Origin of the sequence: Cribrihabitans pelagius, assembly GCF_048820915.1 — a bacterium.
Lineage (GTDB): Bacteria > Pseudomonadota > Alphaproteobacteria > Rhodobacterales > Rhodobacteraceae > Cribrihabitans_A > Cribrihabitans_A pelagius.
Window position 1 is genome coordinate 38,093 of the sequence record NZ_JBMERR010000028.1, and the last position, 17,121, is coordinate 55,213.

General features: G+C 67.2%; 17 protein-coding genes. 14 read left to right on the forward strand and 3 right to left on the reverse strand.

All coding sequences use genetic code 11. The features are described 5' to 3' along the window. Positions 1-58: 58 nt before the first annotated feature. From alr to ACOHX0_RS19785, 14 genes are all read left to right on the forward strand, one after another. On the forward strand, positions 59-1,096 hold the full coding sequence (alr, locus tag ACOHX0_RS19720; protein ID WP_420678939.1) for an alanine racemase: 1,038 nt from the start codon (positions 59-61) through the stop codon (positions 1,094-1,096). Further along, positions 1,093-1,875: an MlaE family ABC transporter permease gene (locus tag ACOHX0_RS19725; RefSeq protein ID WP_420678941.1), complete on the forward strand. Its 783-nt coding sequence runs from the start codon at positions 1,093-1,095 to the stop codon at positions 1,873-1,875. Before alr ends, ACOHX0_RS19725 begins: the two co-directional genes overlap by 4 nt. Continuing rightward, positions 1,872-2,618 carry an ABC transporter ATP-binding protein gene (locus ACOHX0_RS19730; protein ID WP_420678942.1) on the forward strand — a complete coding sequence of 249 codons (747 nt, stop codon included), beginning with the start codon at positions 1,872-1,874 and terminating at the stop codon, positions 2,616-2,618. Before ACOHX0_RS19725 ends, ACOHX0_RS19730 begins: the two co-directional genes overlap by 4 nt. Positions 2,619-3,378: 760 nt before the next feature. Continuing rightward, entirely contained in the window at positions 3,379-4,173 is a 795-nt protein-coding gene (locus ACOHX0_RS19735; RefSeq protein ID WP_420678944.1) for a DNA repair protein, read from the forward strand. Between the two features lie 56 nt (positions 4,174-4,229). Then, on the forward strand, positions 4,230-5,591 hold the full coding sequence (gene radA, locus ACOHX0_RS19740; protein WP_420678945.1) for a DNA repair protein RadA: 1,362 nt from the start codon (positions 4,230-4,232) through the stop codon (positions 5,589-5,591). Between the two features lie 41 nt (positions 5,592-5,632). Then, positions 5,633-6,187, forward strand: coding sequence for a CvpA family protein (locus tag ACOHX0_RS19745; protein WP_420678946.1), 555 nt, complete (start codon positions 5,633-5,635; stop codon positions 6,185-6,187). Positions 6,188-6,584: 397 nt separating this feature from the next. Continuing rightward, positions 6,585-7,262, forward strand: coding sequence for a Hint domain-containing protein (locus ACOHX0_RS19750; RefSeq protein ID WP_420678947.1), 678 nt, complete (start codon positions 6,585-6,587; stop codon positions 7,260-7,262). Between the two features lie 218 nt (positions 7,263-7,480). Beyond that, complete coding sequence (purF, locus tag ACOHX0_RS19755; RefSeq protein ID WP_420678960.1) at positions 7,481-8,935, forward strand: amidophosphoribosyltransferase; 1,455 nt, start codon at positions 7,481-7,483, stop codon at positions 8,933-8,935. A gap of 108 nt (positions 8,936-9,043) precedes the next feature. After that, positions 9,044-9,586, forward strand: a complete 543-nt coding sequence (locus tag ACOHX0_RS19760; protein ID WP_420678948.1) for a DUF2199 domain-containing protein — start codon at positions 9,044-9,046, stop codon at positions 9,584-9,586. A 196-nt stretch (positions 9,587-9,782) separates the two neighbouring features. Further along, on the forward strand, positions 9,783-10,049 hold the full coding sequence (locus ACOHX0_RS19765) for a hypothetical protein (protein WP_420678950.1): 267 nt from the start codon (positions 9,783-9,785) through the stop codon (positions 10,047-10,049). A 49-nt stretch (positions 10,050-10,098) separates the two neighbouring features. Then, positions 10,099-10,746: an SDR family NAD(P)-dependent oxidoreductase gene (locus tag ACOHX0_RS19770; protein WP_420678951.1), complete on the forward strand. Its 648-nt coding sequence runs from the start codon at positions 10,099-10,101 to the stop codon at positions 10,744-10,746. Between the two features lie 464 nt (positions 10,747-11,210). Next, a complete protein-coding gene (surE, locus tag ACOHX0_RS19775) occupies positions 11,211-12,017 on the forward strand; it encodes a 5'/3'-nucleotidase SurE (RefSeq protein ID WP_420678952.1) in 807 nt (268 codons plus the stop codon). Then, on the forward strand, positions 12,014-12,661 hold the full coding sequence (locus tag ACOHX0_RS19780) for a protein-L-isoaspartate(D-aspartate) O-methyltransferase (RefSeq protein WP_420678953.1): 648 nt from the start codon (positions 12,014-12,016) through the stop codon (positions 12,659-12,661). The genes surE and ACOHX0_RS19780 overlap by 4 nt, the downstream gene beginning before the upstream one ends. Before the next feature lie 169 nt (positions 12,662-12,830). Then, entirely contained in the window at positions 12,831-14,144 is a 1,314-nt protein-coding gene (locus ACOHX0_RS19785; RefSeq protein ID WP_420678954.1) for a peptidoglycan DD-metalloendopeptidase family protein, read from the forward strand. 210 nt (positions 14,145-14,354) lie between these two features. Here the strand turns inward: ACOHX0_RS19785 and ACOHX0_RS19790 are convergent, their stop codons facing one another. From ACOHX0_RS19790 to ACOHX0_RS19800, 3 genes are all read right to left on the reverse strand, one after another. Continuing rightward, positions 14,355-15,197 carry an ATP-binding protein gene (locus ACOHX0_RS19790; protein ID WP_420678955.1) on the reverse strand — a complete coding sequence of 281 codons (843 nt, stop codon included), beginning with the start codon at positions 15,195-15,197 and terminating at the stop codon, positions 14,355-14,357. 181 nt (positions 15,198-15,378) lie between these two features. Further along, positions 15,379-15,972, reverse strand: coding sequence for a class I SAM-dependent DNA methyltransferase (locus ACOHX0_RS19795; protein ID WP_420678957.1), 594 nt, complete (start codon positions 15,970-15,972; stop codon positions 15,379-15,381). Positions 15,973-16,148: 176 nt separating this feature from the next. Beyond that, positions 16,149-16,936, reverse strand: a protein-coding gene (locus tag ACOHX0_RS19800; protein ID WP_420678958.1) for an IS5 family transposase whose coding sequence is annotated in 2 segments (ribosomal slippage) — positions 16,149-16,597 and positions 16,597-16,936 — 789 coding nt in all. Because the reading frame shifts where the segments join, the coding sequence is not laid out codon by codon here. Positions 16,937-17,121 lie beyond the last annotated feature (185 nt).

A 17,121-nucleotide genomic window follows, 5' to 3' on the forward strand; every position in this document is an offset into this window, starting at 1 on the left:
ACACCGCCGCGGCAGCCTTTCCCCTTGACCTGCCAGCCGCCCATGTCATGAACGGCGCATGAGCATGGCAAGACTGACAATCAACCTGGATGCGCTGGTGGCCAACTGGCGCAATCTCGATGCCCTGACCCGCTGCGAGACCGCCGCGGTGGTCAAGGCCAATGGCTACGGCCTGGATGCCGGCCGCGTCGGCCAGGCGCTGGCCAAGGCGGGGGTGCGCAACTTCTTCGTTGCCGCCGCCGAGGAAGGCGGCGCGCTGCGCCGCGCGCTGGGCCCCGGGGTGGGGATTTCGGTCTTCTCCGGCCACATGGACGGCGACACCAAGCTTCTGAAGGATTTCCAGCTCACCCCGATGCTGAATTCGCTCGACCAGATGCTGCGCCACTTCGAGAACCTGCCCGGCCACCCCTTTGGCGTGCAGCTCGACAGCGGCATGAACCGGCTTGGCATGGAGCCCGCCGAATGGGCCGCAGTGCGCGATATCGCGCTGGGCCAGAGCCCGGTGCTGCTGATGTCGCACCTCGCCTGCGCCGACGAGCCGGGCCACCCGATGAACCCGCACCAGCTGCGCGCCTTCCGCGAGATGACCGACGGGCTGGATATCCCGCGCTCGCTGGCAGCAACCGGCGGCATGATGCTCGGCCCCGACTACCACTTCGACCTCTGCCGCCCGGGCATCGGCCTTTATGGCGGCCGCCCCTTCACAGAAGCGCTGCCGGTCACCCGGCTCGACCTGCCGGTGATCCAGCTGCGTGATCTGGAGCCGGGCGAGACCGCGGGGTACGGCAACACCTGGACCGCCCGCCGCCCCAGCCGCATCGCCACCGTCGCGGCGGGCTATGCCGACGGGCTGCACCGGGCACTGAGCGGCACCGGCCTCATGGTCTTTGCCGGCGATACCCCCTGCCCGGTGGTGGGCCGCATCTCGATGGACCTGATCACGGTGGATGTGACCGGCCTGGAAGAGCCGCCGGCAGCGCTCAGCATTCTCAACGAGCAGCAGACCGTGGACACCCTGGCCGACGCGGCGGGCACCATCGGCTACGAGATCCTGACCGGCCTCGGCCACCGCTTCGCGCGGACCTACCTGGGATGAACCCGCTTGCCCTCCTGGCCCGCCTCGGCGGCACGTCGCTGGCGGCGCTGGCAGCGGTGGGCCGTGCGGCGCTGTTCGCGCTCAGCGCCTTCAGCCACATGCTGCGGCCGCCCTTCTACCCGCGCGAGTTCCTGCACGCGCTGATGAACATCGGCTGGCTGTCGCTGCCGGTGGTGGGGCTGACCGCGATCTTCACCGGCGGCGCGCTGGCGCTGCAGATCTACGCCGGCGGCGCCCGCTTCAACGCCGAAGCCGTGGTGCCGCAGATCGTCGCCATCGGCATGGTGCGCGAGCTGGGCCCGGTGCTGGTCGGGCTGATGATCGCGGCGCGCGTCACCTCCTCCATCGCGGCCGAGATCGCCACCATGAAGGTGACCGAGCAGATCGACGCGCTGGTGACGCTGTCGACGCACCCGATGAAATACTTGGTCGCGCCGCGGGTGCTGGCGGCGCTGATCACCGTGCCGGTGCTGGTCGGCGTCGGCGACATCATCGGCATTGCCGGCGGCTACACGGTGGCAACCCAGAACCTCGGCTTCAACGCCGCTGCCTACCTCAAGAACACGGTCGATTTCCTGGAAACGCTCGATATTGTCTCCTCGCTGGTAAAAGGCGCCGCCTTCGGCACCATCGCGGCAATGATGGGCTGCTATTACGGCATGCAGTCGGGCCGCGGCGCCCAGGGCGTGGGCCGCGCCACCAAGGGCTCGGTCGAGGCCGCCGCGGTGCTGATTCTGGCCGCCAACTTCATCCTGACCGGAGTGTTCTTCTCGCTATGATCCGCCTGGACAACGTAGAAAAAGCCTTCGGCGGCAACCGTGTGCTGAACGGCATGAGCCTGGAGATCCCCAAGGGCAGCTCGATGGTGATCATCGGCGGCTCGGGCACCGGCAAATCGGTGGCGCTTAAGTGCATCCTCGGCCTGATACAGCCCGATTCCGGCCAGATCCTGGTCGATGGCAAGCCCGCGGGCGCGGGCGACCGCGATGCCTTCCTCGCCCGCTTCGGGATGCTGTTTCAGGGCGGCGCGCTGTTTGACAGCTTGCCGGTCTGGCAGAACGTGGCCTTTCGTCTGTTGCGCGGCGCGCTCAAGCGCCCGGTGGAGGAAGCCCGCGGGATCGCCATCGAGAAGCTGCGCCGCGTCGGCCTCAAATCCTCCGTTGCCGACCTATTGCCGGCCGAGCTGTCGGGCGGCATGCAGAAGCGCGTCGGGCTGGCCCGCGCCATCGCCGCCGAGCCCGAGATCATCTTCTTTGACGAGCCCACCACCGGGCTCGACCCGATCATGTCCGGCGTCATCAACGACCTGATCCGCGAGATCGTGGTCGAGATGGGCGCCACCGCAATGACCATCACCCACGACATGACTTCAGTGCGCGCCATTGCCGACAACGTGGCGATGCTGCACGGCGGGGTGATCCAATGGACCGGCCCGGTGCGCGAGATGGACGCCTCGGGCGATCCTTACGTGGAACAGTTCATCCACGGCCGCGCCGAAGGCCCGATCGAGGCGGTGCGCTAAAGCCCCTGCCCGCTCCGCGCATCCAAACCACCCCGCCGCTTCTTCAGGCCGCCAGAAAACCCCGGAGGAGCCGCGCGCCCCAGTTCCGGCATCCGCAAGTTCCGCGCCGCCTGCGCCTTGAGCCGCCCCCGCCGCCTTCTTCTTGCTGCAAATATCCCGGGGGAGCCGCGCTGCCGCGCGGCGGGGGCAGCGCCCCCTCTTGGTGCCGCCGCCCCAGGCTGCGCGCGGCCGCTATAACCTCTTGATCCGCGGGCAAACCGCCCCAGTTCAATGTGAAGAACCATCCGGGATTCCACGCCCGGGTCCGTCCGCTGTGCCCTGACCGGGCGTCCCCCCATGCGCGCCGGACCCCGGAGATCCTCTTGTTGCCGCTGGAAGGGGGGCCTATGGCCAGATTGCTGCCTTATCTCATCTCTGCACGGCTCGGTTTCGCACGGGCCTCTGCTGCATGGCCCGGTACCGCAAGGGCCACCACTGTGCGGCCCGCTGATGCGGCTTGCCTCGGGACACATCCGCCTGGCCAGACCGGTCCGGCGCGGCTGCCCGCTGGCCCGCCAGCTTTCCCGCGCCGGGCAGCCGGCACCGGCTGCAAGGCCCCGGCCGCGCGAACGGCGGATAATTGCCAAAAATTCGATTCTTGTGCAACATATTGCCGGTTGGCCGCGTTGACGTGTTCCGAGGGTGCCGCCGCGGACGGCCTGCAAGGCCGCCCGCCCCGCCGCCAGCCCCCGGGTGGTATTGAATTTCTGGAGGGGTACGCATGACCGCTTTTCACGATGTCCTGTTCAAAGCTCAAACCCTGTTTCAGCGGCTTACCTTCGCGCTGATCTGCGCCGCCGCACTTGGCGCGGTTGTGGCGACCGCCCTCTCGGCGGCGGGGGTCTGGCCCTGGCTCACGCTGGAGGCCGGGCTGAACGGCACGCTGTATCCCCAGGCCGGCATGGTCGCGCAGATCGCCCTCACCGTGCTGGCCGTGATGCTGGCCTTCTTCCTCCCGGCAAATGGCCGGATGCTGGCGCTGGAAAATTCGCACCGGAAATTCACCTTGCAAATGGAGGATGTGGCCCGCGCCTATCACGCCGCTCACGCTGCGGACCGCAAGGGCCTGTTCAATGCCGCTTCGGAGTTCGACGCCGTCAAGGAACGGCTTGCCTTCATGCGCAACCATCCGGATTTGGGCGGCCTGGAACCTGAGGTGCTGGAACTGGCCGCGCAGATGAGCCAGGTGAGCCAGGATCTGGCGAAAACCTATTCGGATGACAATGTCAGCCGCGCCCGGACCTTCCTGAAACAGCGCCAGGAAGAGCTGGAGGCGTTCCAGGCCCGGCTGGAAGATACCAAGGCGGTGGTGGCGGAGCTCCGCCAGTGGACCCGGGACGTCGAAATCGAGGAATCGCTGGCGAAATCACATTTGGCGCGGCTGCGGGAAGAGGTTTTCGAGCTGATGCCGGAACTGTCGGCGCAACTGCACGGAAAACCGGACGGCACCGGCCCCGATTCGGGCCCCGGCACCGGCAGCGTCGTGCCCATGCAGCCGCCGCGCCGCGCCGATTGACGCCGCCTGCAACGGCAGGGCTTGAGACGGGCGCCAATCCCGGGCAGTAACCGGGGATGGCAAAAACAACCTTCTCCTGCTCCGCCTGCGGAGCCAGCTTTTCCAAATGGTCCGGCCGCTGCGAGGGCTGCGGCGACTGGAACACCATCTCCGAAGATCAGGGGCTGAGTTCGGGTCCGGCCAAGAAGTCGCTCGGCGTGCGCCGCGGCCGCACCATCCAGCTGACCGACCTGTCGGCGCGCGAGACCCCGCCGCCGCGCACCTGCTGCGGCGTGGGCGAGCTGGACCGGGTGCTGGGCGGCGGGCTGGTACCGGCTTCGGCCGTTCTGGTTGGCGGCGATCCGGGCATCGGAAAATCCACGCTCCTTTTGCAGGCAGCGGCGCGCTTCGCTCATGCAGGCCTGAAAACGGTTTATGTCAGCGGCGAGGAAGCCAGCGCCCAGGTGCGGATGCGGGCCCAGCGGCTGGGGCTGGCGGATGCGCCGGTGCAGCTTGCGGCCGAAACCAACCTGCGCGACATCCTCACCACGCTGGAGGCGGAGAAGCCGCAGCTTGCGATCATCGACTCGATCCAGACCATGTGGGCCGATCACGTTGACAGCGCCCCCGGCTCGGTCAGCCAGGTGCGGGCGGCGGCGCATGAGCTGACCACCTTTGCCAAGCGGCACGGCGTTTCGATCATCATGGTCGGGCACGTCACCAAGGAAGGCCAGATCGCGGGCCCCCGGGTGGTCGAGCACATGGTGGATACGGTGCTCTATTTCGAGGGCGAGCGCGGGCATCAGTTCCGCATCCTGCGCGCGGTCAAGAACCGCTTTGGCCCTGCGGACGAGATCGGCGTCTTCGAAATGACCGGCGGCGGGCTGGCCGAGGTGGTGAACCCCTCGGCCCTTTTCCTGTCCGAACGCGGCGATCCCTCCCCCGGGTCGGTGGTCTTTGCGGGCATCGAGGGCACCCGGCCGGTGCTGGTGGAGATGCAGGCGCTGATCGCGCCCTCGCCGCATTCGCAGCCGCGCCGCGCGGTTGTGGGCTGGGACAGTTCCCGGCTGGCGATGATCCTGGCGGTGCTGGAAGCGCGCTGCGGCATCCCCTTTGCCGGGCTCGATGTCTATCTGAACGTGGCCGGCGGCATCAAGATCTCGGAACCGGCCGCGGACCTTGCGGTGGCGGCGGCGCTGCTTAGCGCCCGCGAAGACGTCGCCCTGCCCGCAGATGCGGCAATTTTCGGAGAAATTTCGCTATCCGGCGCCCTGCGCCCTGCGCCGCAAACCGAAAACCGGTTGAAAGAGGCGCAAAAACTTGGTTTCACCGCTGCCATCGCCCCCAGCGGCGGCAAATCCGCGGCCATTGCCGGGCTGACGCTGCGCCAGACCACCGATCTCGCGGGTTTTGTTGGCGAATTCTTCGGGGCCGGCTAAGGTCGCAAAAATTTCAAATCGCAGGTTAACGGGCGAGGGACATGGACGGATTTACCATCATCGACGGGGTTGTCGCCCTGGTCATAGTCGTTTCGGCCTTGCTGGCTTATTCGCGCGGCTTCGTGCGCGAGGCGATGTCGATCGCGGGCTGGATCGCGGCCGGCATCCTCGCCTTCATCTTCGCACCGCAGGTGGAGCCGCTGATGGCCGAGCTCCCGGTGATCGGCGAATTCATTGCGGGCAGCTGCGAGTTGTCGATCATCGCCGCCTTTGCCGCGGTCTTTGCGCTGGCGCTGATCGTGGTCTCCTTTTTCACGCCCCTGTTTTCCACCATGGTGCAGCGCTCGGCGCTTGGCGGGCTGGACCAGGGCGCGGGTTTCTTCTTCGGGGTGCTGCGCGGCATCCTGCTCGTGGCGATTGCCTTCTTCCTCTACAATGTGGTCATGACCGGCCAGTCGTTTACCATTGTTGACGAAAGCCGCTCGGCAGTGGTGTTCGAGCGCATGATCGGCAAGATCGAGGACCGCAACCCGGAGCAGGCGCTTGGCTGGGTGACCCAGCAGTATGAGGCGCTGATCGGGTCCTGCGAACAGTAATTGGCCCCGGTGCCGCAGGGCTGACGCAGGCCACGGGCGCCTTCGGGCGCCCGTTTTTTCTGCCTTCATAAATGATATCAAGGGGTTGCGCCGCGCTGCCTGTTCCGCGCCAGCGCATGGGTTAAGGCCCCTGCAGTCAAGTTAATACACTGTTAACCATATCAGAATCAGATTCGGCCCGCCGTCCGGGCCAAGGCGAACCCGGCGCCAAACGTTAAGGAAACCTCACCCGGCGCAGGGCAAAGGTTAACAATCCTCGGCAAAAAGGCCGGTTTGTCCCCGAAAAACCGCCCCGTCCCGCAATCGGCCAAAGCTTGCCCCAATTTCGGCCCAATTCGGGGGCCAATTGGCCTCATCGGCAAAACGCCGGGACGGATGGCTCAGAAGGGACGACACTATGCTGCTGGATCACTTCACAACTTTCGCTGACTTTGCGCCGGTTGACCTGCTGCTGGACACCCCGCTGCCCCAGACCCTGGCGCCGCGCCGCGCCCGCCCGCGCAGCGGCGGCTTCCTGCCCGCGACGCTGGTGGAGACCGAGGAAGGCTTCAAACAGGCCCGCGATCTCAAGCCCGGCGACATGGTCTACACGCTCGACGGCGGCGCGCAGCCAGTGAAGGCGGTGAACCACGCGGTGCCGCGGCTCACCACGCTGATGCATGTGCCCGCAGGCGCGCTTGGCAACGACAGCGACCTGATGCTGCCCTCGGACCAGACGGTGGCGCTGGAGATGGACACCGCCGAGCGCCTGTTCGGCCTGCCGGTGGTGGTCGTGAAGCTGATCGCGCTGGCCGGTTACAAGGGCATCACCCCCGCGGCACCCGGGCGCCTGGGCCGCATCCACGTGGAATTCGAAGAGGAAGAGCTGCTCTGGGCCGAGAGCGGCATGCTGCTGCCCGCAGGCAACGGCGCGGAGACCGGCGAGGATGGCGCCTTCCACCAGCTCTCGCTGACCGAGACCCGCCAGGTGCTGGCCAGCGAGGATGGCCGCGCGCTGGCCCGCACCGGCATGGGCGAGCAGGACGCCCGCCAGTTCACCCTGCTCGACAGCATCCTCGCGCCGATGGCGGCCTGACCGCCCGGCCCTTCCCCTCGTGCAGGATGGCCCGCCCCCGGCGGGCCGTTTGCGTTTCTGACTGCCCCCAGGTCAACGCGCAGGCGCGGCCATGGGCCGCATCTGCCGCAGCGCGGCGCGGGAATCATGATCCTTTGATGACAGCGGGGCACTTAGGCACTATGTGAGGGGCAACACAGGAAACGGATTCGGAGCCACCCGCCTTGCCGATGCCGCAGATGCCCCCCGCCCACCCCTTCGATGATGACAAGCTGCGCGAGGAATGCGGCGTTTTTGGCGTCATCGGCGTCCAGGACGCGGCCAATTTCGTCGCCCTTGGGCTGCATGCGCTGCAGCACCGCGGCCAGGAGGCCGGCGGTATCGTCGCCCATGACCCCGAACAAGGTTTCAACAGCGCCCGCCGCTTCGGCTACGTGCGCGACAATTTCACCTCGCAGGACGTGATGGCGACCCTGCCCGGCCCGCTGGCCATCGGCCACGTGCGCTACTCCACCGCCGGGACCAAACATGCGGCGATCCGCGACGTGCAGCCCTTCTTCGGCGAGTTCGCCATGGGCGGCGCGGCGATTGCCCACAACGGCAACATCACCAATGCCAACGCCCTGCGCCGCGAGCTGATCGAGCGCGGCTCGATCTTCCAGAGCTCCTCCGACAGCGAATGCATCATCCACCTGATGGCGCGTTCGCTGCAGCGCAACATCCCCGAGCGTATGGAAGACGCGCTGCGCCGCGTCGAAGGCGCCTTCTCGGTGGTGGCGATGACCCGCACCAAACTGATCGGCGTGCGCGACCCGCGCGGCGTGCGCCCCCTGGTGCTGGGCCGGATCGGCGACGGCTATGCGCTCAGCTCCGAAAGCTGTGCGCTCGACATCATCGGTGCCGAGTTCCTGCGCGAGATCGAACCGGGCGAGATGGTGGTGATCACCGACAAGGGCGTCGAAAGCCATTTCCCGTTCCGCCGCCAGCCCTCCAAGTTCTGCATCTTCGAGCATGTCTATTTCTCCCGCCCCGATTCGATTCTCGGCGGCCGTTCGGTTTATGAAACCCGCGAGGCGATCGGGCGGGAACTTGCCAAGGAAAACCCGGTGGAGGCCGATCTGGTCTGCCCGGTGCCCGACAGCGGCACCCCCGCGGCAATCGGCTATTCGCTGCAAAGCGGTATCCCCTTCGCGATGGGCATCATCCGCAATTCCTACATGGGCCGCACCTTCATCGAGCCGACCGAGCAGATCCGCAACATGGGAGTGCGGCTGAAGCTCAACGTGAACCGCGCCCTGATCAAGGGCAAGCGGGTGATCCTCGTGGACGACTCGGTGGTGCGCGGCACAACCTCCCGCAAGATCAAGGAGATGATCCTGGATGCCGGCGCCCGCGAGGTGCATTTCCGTATCGCCTCCCCGCCCACCGCCTGGCCCTGTTTTTACGGTGTCGACACGCCCGAGCGCGACAAGCTGCTGGCCGCCACGATGAGCGAGGACCAGATGGCCAAGCACCTTGCGGTCGACAGCCTCAAGTTCATCTCGCTCGACGGGCTCTACCGCGCTGTGGGCGAGCGCAAGGGCCGCAACAAGGCCTGCCCGCAGTATTGCGACGCCTGCTTCTCCGGCGAATATCCGGTCACCCCCAGCGACATGATCGATCAGGGGTTTGAAATGAAGGCCGCGGCAGAGTAAGAAGCCTGCGAACAATTCAGGGGGGGAGGCGCCGGCCCGGCGGGCTGGCGCCTTTTCCTTTGCTCCGAATACGTGAAAGGCCGCCTTTTGGACGCCCATCTTGCCCGAATGCTGACCTCCCCGCGCCAGTGCCGCTGCTGCGGTGCTACCTTTGCGCAGCTGCTCAGCCTGACCTGCGACCGGCCGGATATCTGCCCCGAGGACATGGAGGCGGAGGACAACTCTGCGCTGCTCGCCACCCGGGGCGATATACTGACCGAGGATTTCTGCCGCCTCGGCGAATTGCGCTTTGTGCGCGCGGTGCTCGCAGTTCCGCTGGCCGGCAGCCGTGGCGAGGAATTCCTGCTTGGCACCTGGGCAAGCCTGGGACGGGCCGATTTCGAAGCCTATCTCGACCATTTCGAACTGCGCGAGACCGAGGACCTGGGAAGCCGCCCGGCCTGGCTGGCCAATGCGATCCCGCCCGACATGGCGCAGCCCGCCGCCTGCATGCTGGAAATGCGCCCGGAGGGCCAGTATCCCGAGCTGATGGTGAGCGAGACCGCGCATCCGCTCCATACGCTGCAGAAGAACGGCGCCGAACTGGAGGAGCTTCTGGAGCTGCTCTATGCCTACGGCCACGATCTGCCCTCGCTGGTGTTCGACGCCTGAGCGCGCTGCCGCCCGTATCCGCCCAAGCCCAACGGGCCGCATGCCCGCCCTTGGAACCGGCGCGTTGGCACCGGTCCCGCGGCCTGCCGCCCGCGGCTTCCCGCCGATCCCCGCGGCCCCCGCTTGCAGGCGCGCTCCCGGATCGCCAAGTAGCATCCGAACCCGACCCCACGTCAGCAGACACAGGAGGCACGACATGGCAAACACGGATGCAGGAACTTCCGCAAAGGTGGCAGGGCTCGCCACCCAGAGCAACGCCATGAACCGCCGCAACCTCAGCCTGCTCGGCCTCTACGGGCCGGAGGACAATCTCACCGCGCTGGTGCGCCTGCCCAGCGGCCGCACCCGCAAGGTGACCCGCGGCACCCGAATTTCCGGCGCGCAGGTGGTGGCGATCGACACCGAGGGCCTGGTGCTGAGCGAGAACGGCACCACCAAGCGCGTCGCCATGCCCGGCAGCTGAGCCCGTGCAGCCTCTTGACCTGACCGGGCCGCCGCCGCACAAGGCGGCCATGACAGAAAAACTCGCTCTCATCACCGGCGCGTCGCGGGGCCTGGGCCGGGCCCTGGCCGAGGCGCTTGCCCCGACCCACCACATCGTGGCCGTCGGCCGCACCACCGGCGCTCTGGAAGAGCTCGACGACGCCATCAAGGCGGCGGGCGGCGCGGCGACGCTGGCGCCGATGGACATCACCCTGCCCGAGGCAATGGCGACCCTCTGCCGCGGCATCCATGACCGCTGGGGCAAGCTGGACCTGTGGCTGCACACCGCGATCCACGCCGCCCCGCTGGCGCCGGCGCCCTCGGTGGCGCCCAAGGACTGGATGAAGTCGGTGGCCGTCAACGCCACTGCGACCTCTGTGCTGATCCCCTATGTGGCACCGCTTCTCGGCCAGGAGGGCCGCGCGGTGTTCTTCGACGATCCGAGGGCGGGGGAGAAATTCTACGGCGCCTATGGCGCCACCAAAGCCGCGCAGATGGCGCTGGCGCGCAGCTGGCAGGCCGAGAGCGCGCGCACCGGGCCCGCCGTGCGCATCCTGGAGCCGCGCCCGATGCCGACCGCGCTGCGCGCCCGCTTCCACCCGGGCGAGGACCGCGCCGCCCTCACCCCGGTCCAGGACGAGGCCGCCCGCCTGCTGCCGCTGATCATGGAGGGCTGAGGCCCGCCGCACACGCTGCCCGCGCCGCGCGCAAGCGCGGCGCCCGGTTCATGGCTTCCGCGCGCAAGCGCAGCAGCCGGTTCAAGGCTTCCGCGCGCAAGCGCAGCAGCCGGTTCAAGGCTTCCGCGCGCAAGCGCAGCGCCCGGTTCAAGGCTTCCGTGCGGAAGCGCGGCCGCCGGTTCATGGCTTCCGGGTGCTGACGCAGCGCCCGGCCCAAGGGTCCCGCGCGCATCTGTGATGCCCGCGGACGGCGCGGCAGCCGCCCGCCTTCCCGGCCTGCCCGCTTTTCACGCGCCCCTGTTGCTTCCCTGCCCGCCTGCCGCCGCGATCCCGCGCGGGGCGGCGAAATACTTGCCCCCTCCGGCCCCAGGTCCTATTCAAAACCCCACGCGGCCCGCTGCGGCCGTCCGGCGCCATGGCAGGACGCAAGCAGGCCACACACAGGGCGAAAGCAGGGGGAAGAGATGCGCATCCTGATCACCAACGACGACGGCATCAGCGCCGAGGGCCTCGCCGTCCTGGAAACCATCGCCACCGAAGTCGCAGGCCCCGGCGGCGAGGTCTGGACCGTGGCGCCCGCTTTCGAGCAGTCCGGCGTCGGCCATTGCATCAGCTACACCCGACCCACCATGCTGAGCCGCCTCGGCGAGCGCCGCTTTGCCGCCGAAGGCTCACCGGCCGACTGCGTGCTGGCGGGCATTCACGTCGCGATGCACGACCGCAAGCCGGACTTGGTGCTGTCGGGCGTGAACCGCGGCAACAACTCGGCCGAAAACGCGCTCTACTCCGGCACCCTGGGCGGCGCGATGGAGGCGGCGCTGCAAGGCATCCCGGCAATGGCGCTATCGCAGTATTACGGCCCCGGCAACCGGGCTCTGGAAAGCCCCTTCGAGGCCGCCGCCGTGCATGGCGCAGACCTGGTGCGCCGGGTGCTGGAAACCATGCCGCCCGAGGCCGCCGCCTCCGCGGCCGGCCCTGCTGCAAGCTACCGGCTGTTCTACAACATCAACTTCCCGCCAGTCGCCGCGGCAGATGTGAAAGGCGCCCGTGCCACCGTGCAGGGCCTGCGCCCGGGCTGCCACTTCTCCGCCGAGGAGCAGATCTCGCCGAACGGCCGCCGCTACCTCTGGATCAGCGGCGGCAACCAGCATGTGCCGGCCACCCCAGGCTCGGATGCCGAAGCGAACCTCGACGGCTACATCTCGGTCACCCCGATGCGCGCCGACCTCACCGCGCATGATGCATTGGACGCGCTGAAGGCGATCGAATGAGCGGACCGGATCCGGAAACCAAGATGCAGTTCCTCTTCGCCCTGCGCTCGCGCGGGGTGACCGGCCAGCGCGTGCTGGAGGCGATGGAGGAGATCGACCGGGGCGCCTTCCTGCGCGGCATCTTCGCGGCGCGCGCCTATGAGGACGTGCCTCTGCCGATCGCCTGCGGCCAGACCATCTCGCAGCCCTCGGTGGTCGGAATGATGACCCAGGCGCTGGACGTGCCGCCGCGCGCCAAGGTGCTGGAAGTCGGCACCGGCTCCGGCTACCAGGCGGCGGTCCTCGCCAGGCTCGCGCGCCGGGTCTACACCATCGACCGCCACCCCCGGCTGGTACGCGAGGCGCGCCAGGTGTTCGAGGAGCTGTCGCTGAGCAACGTCACCTCGCTGGTGGGCGACGGCAGCCACGGGCTGCCCGAGCAGGCGCCGTTCGACCGCATCCTGGTGACCGCCGCCGCCGAAGATCCCCCCGGCCCGCTCTTGGCCCAGCTCAAGGTTGGCGGTATCATGGTGCTGCCGGTCGGCCAGTCCGACACGGTGCAGACCCTGATCCGTGTGCGCAAGACCGAAGACGGGCTGGAGTATGACGAGCTGCGCCCGGTGCGCTTTGTGCCGCTGCTCGAAGGCCTGGGCCAGGACAGTTGAGTGCCGCCGCGGTGCCCCCCGGCCCGTGTGAACCGGCGGCCGCGCCGCCCGGCGTGGCGGTTGCAGACCGTCAGCGGCGGAAACCGGCCTGCCCCGGCAGTGCCTGGGCATAATGATTGACGCGACAGACCCCCCGCGAAAAAGGGGTGCGTGTTTTGAGGAGAGCAAAATGACCCGGACCTCCCCCCACCGGACCCTTCCCCCCCGGCCTGGCGCCGGCCGTGCCGCTGCCGGTGCCAGGCCTGCGGGTCTTGTGCCGGCGCCGCGCCGCCGCACCCGGCTGCTGGCGGCGCTGCCGCTGGCCGGTCTGCTCGCCGCCTGCCAGACCCCGCTGGACTATGACCTGCGCGGCCAGGTCGGCGCCTTCAACACTGCCTCCGCCGCGCAATCGGCCACCTCGGACCGCCCGGCGCCGGATTCGCGCGGGCTGATCACCTACCCCTCCTATCAGGTCGCGGTGGCGCGGCGTGACGATACCGTGGCCGATCTGGCCGCCCGTATCGGTCTGCCCGCCGATGAGGTCGCCCGGTACAACGGCGTGCGTCCGGGCGACACCATGCGCCAGGGCGAGGTGCTGGCGCTGCCGCGCCGGGCGCCCGCCGGACCTGCCGCGGCTGGCAACGCCATCCCGGGCTCGGTCGATATCGCCTCGCTGGCAGGCCGGGCGATCGACAACGCCCCTGCCTCGGCCCGCAACCCCGGCTCGGTCACCACGACCACGCTGCAGCCGGTGGCCAAGCCGCTGCCCGCCAATGTCCAGAAAGGCCCCGAGCCGGTCCGCCACAAGGTCGCGCGGGGCGAAACCGCCTATACGATCTCGCGGCTCTACCAGGTGCCGGTGAAGTCCCTGGCCCAGTGGAACGGGCTGGGCAGCGACTTCAGCGTGCGCGAGGGCCAGCACCTGCTGATCCCGCTGAAAGACAGCGCCGAGCCGCCGCGCGAGGCCAGCGTCACGGCCGCCGCCGCCACCCCCGCGGTGACGGAGCCCGGCACCGGCACCGCTACCCCGGTGCCACCGAGCGCCAGCAAACCGCTGCCCGCCGAGAAAGTCGAACCGGCCGCGGCCACGCCTTCAGAGCCGCTGCCGAAACCGGCGCTCGCCGCACCCAGCGCCAGCACCGCCAGCAGCGGCGCGGCGATGGCCTATCCGGTGCAAGGCCGCATCACCCGCACCTATTCCAAGGGCCGCAACGACGGCATCGACATCGCCGCCGCCCCCGGCGCGCCGGTGAAGGCGGCCGAGAGCGGCACCGTCGCTGCCATCACCAAGGATTCCAACAACGTGCCGATCATCGTGGTCCGCCACGACGCGAAGCTGCTGACGGTCTATGCCAACGTGGACGCGATCGAGGTGCAGAAGGGCGACAAGGTGGCCCGCGGCCAGAAGATCGCCGCCCTGCGCCAGAGCAAGGACGATGCCTATGTGCACTTCGAGGTCCGCGACGGGTTCGAAAGTTCCGACCCGCTCGACTACCTGAACTGAGCCCGGCCCATTGAGACCAGGAAAACCCGGCCATACGGCCGGGTTTTTTGCACGGCGTGCCGCGAGCGGCTGTCAGATGCCGAGCGGGTCAGAATCCCTGACCCTGTAAAGACTGGACATTAAAAAGGGAAAAGCCCCGCATCGCCGCCGCGCGGGGGCGCGGCGTCGATGCGCGGCGGCCTTCGGCCTTGTCCCGCGCCAGGGCGGACCTCAGCGCAGGCTCACCCCATGCCGGCCCGAAAGGTCGGTGAAGAACTGCCAGGCCACCCGGCCCGAGCGCGCGCCGCGGGTTGCCTGCCATTCCACCGCCTCGGCGCGCAGCTCCGCGGGTGTCACCTCGACCCCATAAGCCGCGCAGTAGCCCGCGATCATCGCGAGGTACTCGTCCTGCCCGCACGGGTGGAAGCCCAGCCACAGCCCGAAGCGGTCCGACAGCGAGACCTTCTCCTCCACCGCCTCCGACGGGTTGATGGCGCTGGAGCGCTCGTTCTCGATCATGTCGCGCGGCATCAGGTGGCGCCGGTTGGAGGTGGCGTAGAACACCACATTGGCAGGCCGCCCCTCGATGCCGCCATCGAGCACCGCTTTCAGGCTCTTGTAGTGCTGATCGTCATGGCTGAACGACAGGTCATCGCAATAGAGGATGAAGCGGTGGTCCGAGCCGCGCAAATGGTTCAGAAGCCGCGAGACCGAGGGCAGATCCTCGCGCTGCAGCTCCACCAGCTTGAGCTCCGGATGATCCGCCGCCAGCGCGCCATGCACCGCCTTGACCAGGCTCGACTTGCCCATGCCGCGCGCCCCCCACAGCAGCGCGTTGTTGGCGGCAAAGCCTGCGGCAAAGCGGCGGGTGTTCTCCAGCAGCGTGTCGCGGGCGCGGTCGATGCCGATCAGCAGCTCCAGATCGATCCGGTTCACCTCGGCCACCGGCTCCAGCCGGTCCGGCGCCACGTGCCAGACAAAGGCGCCCGCAGCCGCGAAATCGGGCGTCTGCAAGGGCGCCGGCGACATCCGCTCCAGCGCTTCGGCGATGCGGGTCAATGCGTTCTGGTCCATGGCGTGCCTCCCTCCGTCGGTTGCCGGATTTCAAAGCATGTTCCGGCGGGGGCAGCAAGAGGCGGCCGGAGGCAAGTCCGGATTTGGAACCATTCAGCTCGTGGATTACTGAAAGTCCGATTAGCGGGGCATAGCTGCCAATCGGGAAACCGGCGTGAATGTCTGTTTCCAGAACAACGGCTCAGGCGAACCCAGCACCGATCAGGACAGGCAAGCTCTGCTCGCCAGATACAATAGAGAACGCTTGCTCCACTTGAATAGACCTCAGCTCTGCTGCTTGGAGCGCATTGCTGATCTGGTTTTCTGACAGCCCGAAGTCGCCGCCCTCGGACGCCCTCCAATCCCATTGGATGAATTGCCCGGCAGGTTTAAGCAGGCGCGCAAGTGCCTGCACAGCATTCGCGTAATCGGGTAAAAAACCACAGACGGATGACGCGTAGATCAGATCAAACCCGGAATCCAAGTCCGCCGTATCTTCATAGTCAGCCGCCAGAATGTCGCCATGCACGGCAATCACATTGCGAATGCTCTTGCCTCTCAGAACCGCGATCATTGCTTCGGACGTATCGGCAGCAACCAGTTCGTTTACATGTGGCGCGACTATTTGCGCAAGGAGACCTGTCCCGCATCCGAAGTCCAAAACCCGTTTCGATGACCAGCCCGCGTTGCAAATGTCAGCCCTTGCGGCCAAACACGCAAAGGCATGATCTGCATAAAGCTTGACCGCCGCGTTTCCGTCCCAGCCGTTCGCATAATCGTCCCAGTCGTCAGTCATTCGGCAGGTGCCTTTTCCTCAAGACCGTGTTCCCGTTTCGGGAAACCTCAGCCCATCCCAAGTGCTGATAGTGCAGAACATTCTCGGGCATCTCAACATGGGTGTTCAAACCCATTTCGCGATATCCCTGCCGCATGGCCTCACGGTCTGAAAGTTCGGCTAATTTTCGCCCTAGGTCATGTTGACAAATGGCGCAGCCAGAGGCGGATTGACGTGATGTCGACGAAGCCAAGGAAACTCTCGGCAGTCTTGTCGTAGCGGGTTGCGGCCCTGCGTGCGTTCTTGAGCTTGTTGAAACACCGTTCGACCAGGTTTCGAAGCCGATAAAGAGAGCGATCCACGCCGACACGTTTTTTGCGGGACCTGCGCATGGGGATTACGGGCCGAACGCCTCGTTTGTCCATAGACTTCCGGATGCTGTCGGCGTCATAGCCGCGGTCGGCCAGCAATATTTTTGGCTGGGGCAGGTTTTCGGCCATGACCAAGTCAAAGCCCAGATAATCGGACGTTTGCCCCGGAGTGATCTCAGTTCTCATGGGCAGCCCGGCGGCATTGACGAGGAGGTGGATCTTGGTCGTGAAGCCACCTCTTGAACGGCCAAAACCCTGCCGCGGAGTCCCCCTTTAGCGCCCGCTGCCTGATGGTGTGCGCGAACCACGGTGCTGTCGATCATTTGCAGCACGTCCGGAACGGCGCCACTTTCGTTCAAACCACCCATGATCTGCTCCCAGAGCCCGGCCAAGGTCCCCCGCCGGAACTGTCGGTAGACGCTCGACCACTTGCTGAACTCCTCGGGCAGGTCACGCCAAGGGGCGCCGGTGCGGGCGATCCAGAAAATTCCATCGAGAACAAGGCGGTGATTGGTGGGCTTGCGCCCGTTCGGGGCGCGTGCTGTCAGGATGAACCGTTCAAAAAACGCCCATTCCTCGTCCGACATCAAATCTCGTGCCAAGCTGGCCTCCATCGTAGATGCCAGCTTGAATCATGCCCGGCACCTAATGTGAATCCCTTTTGTCAACACGGCCTAGGGTCAGGACCCATTGATTTTCGGCTATCGGTATGATTCACGGCTCGAAAACGAGCGGTGACCATGTCTGATCTTTTCTGGCTAACTGACGCGCAGATGGCGCGCCTTGAGCCTTTCTTCCC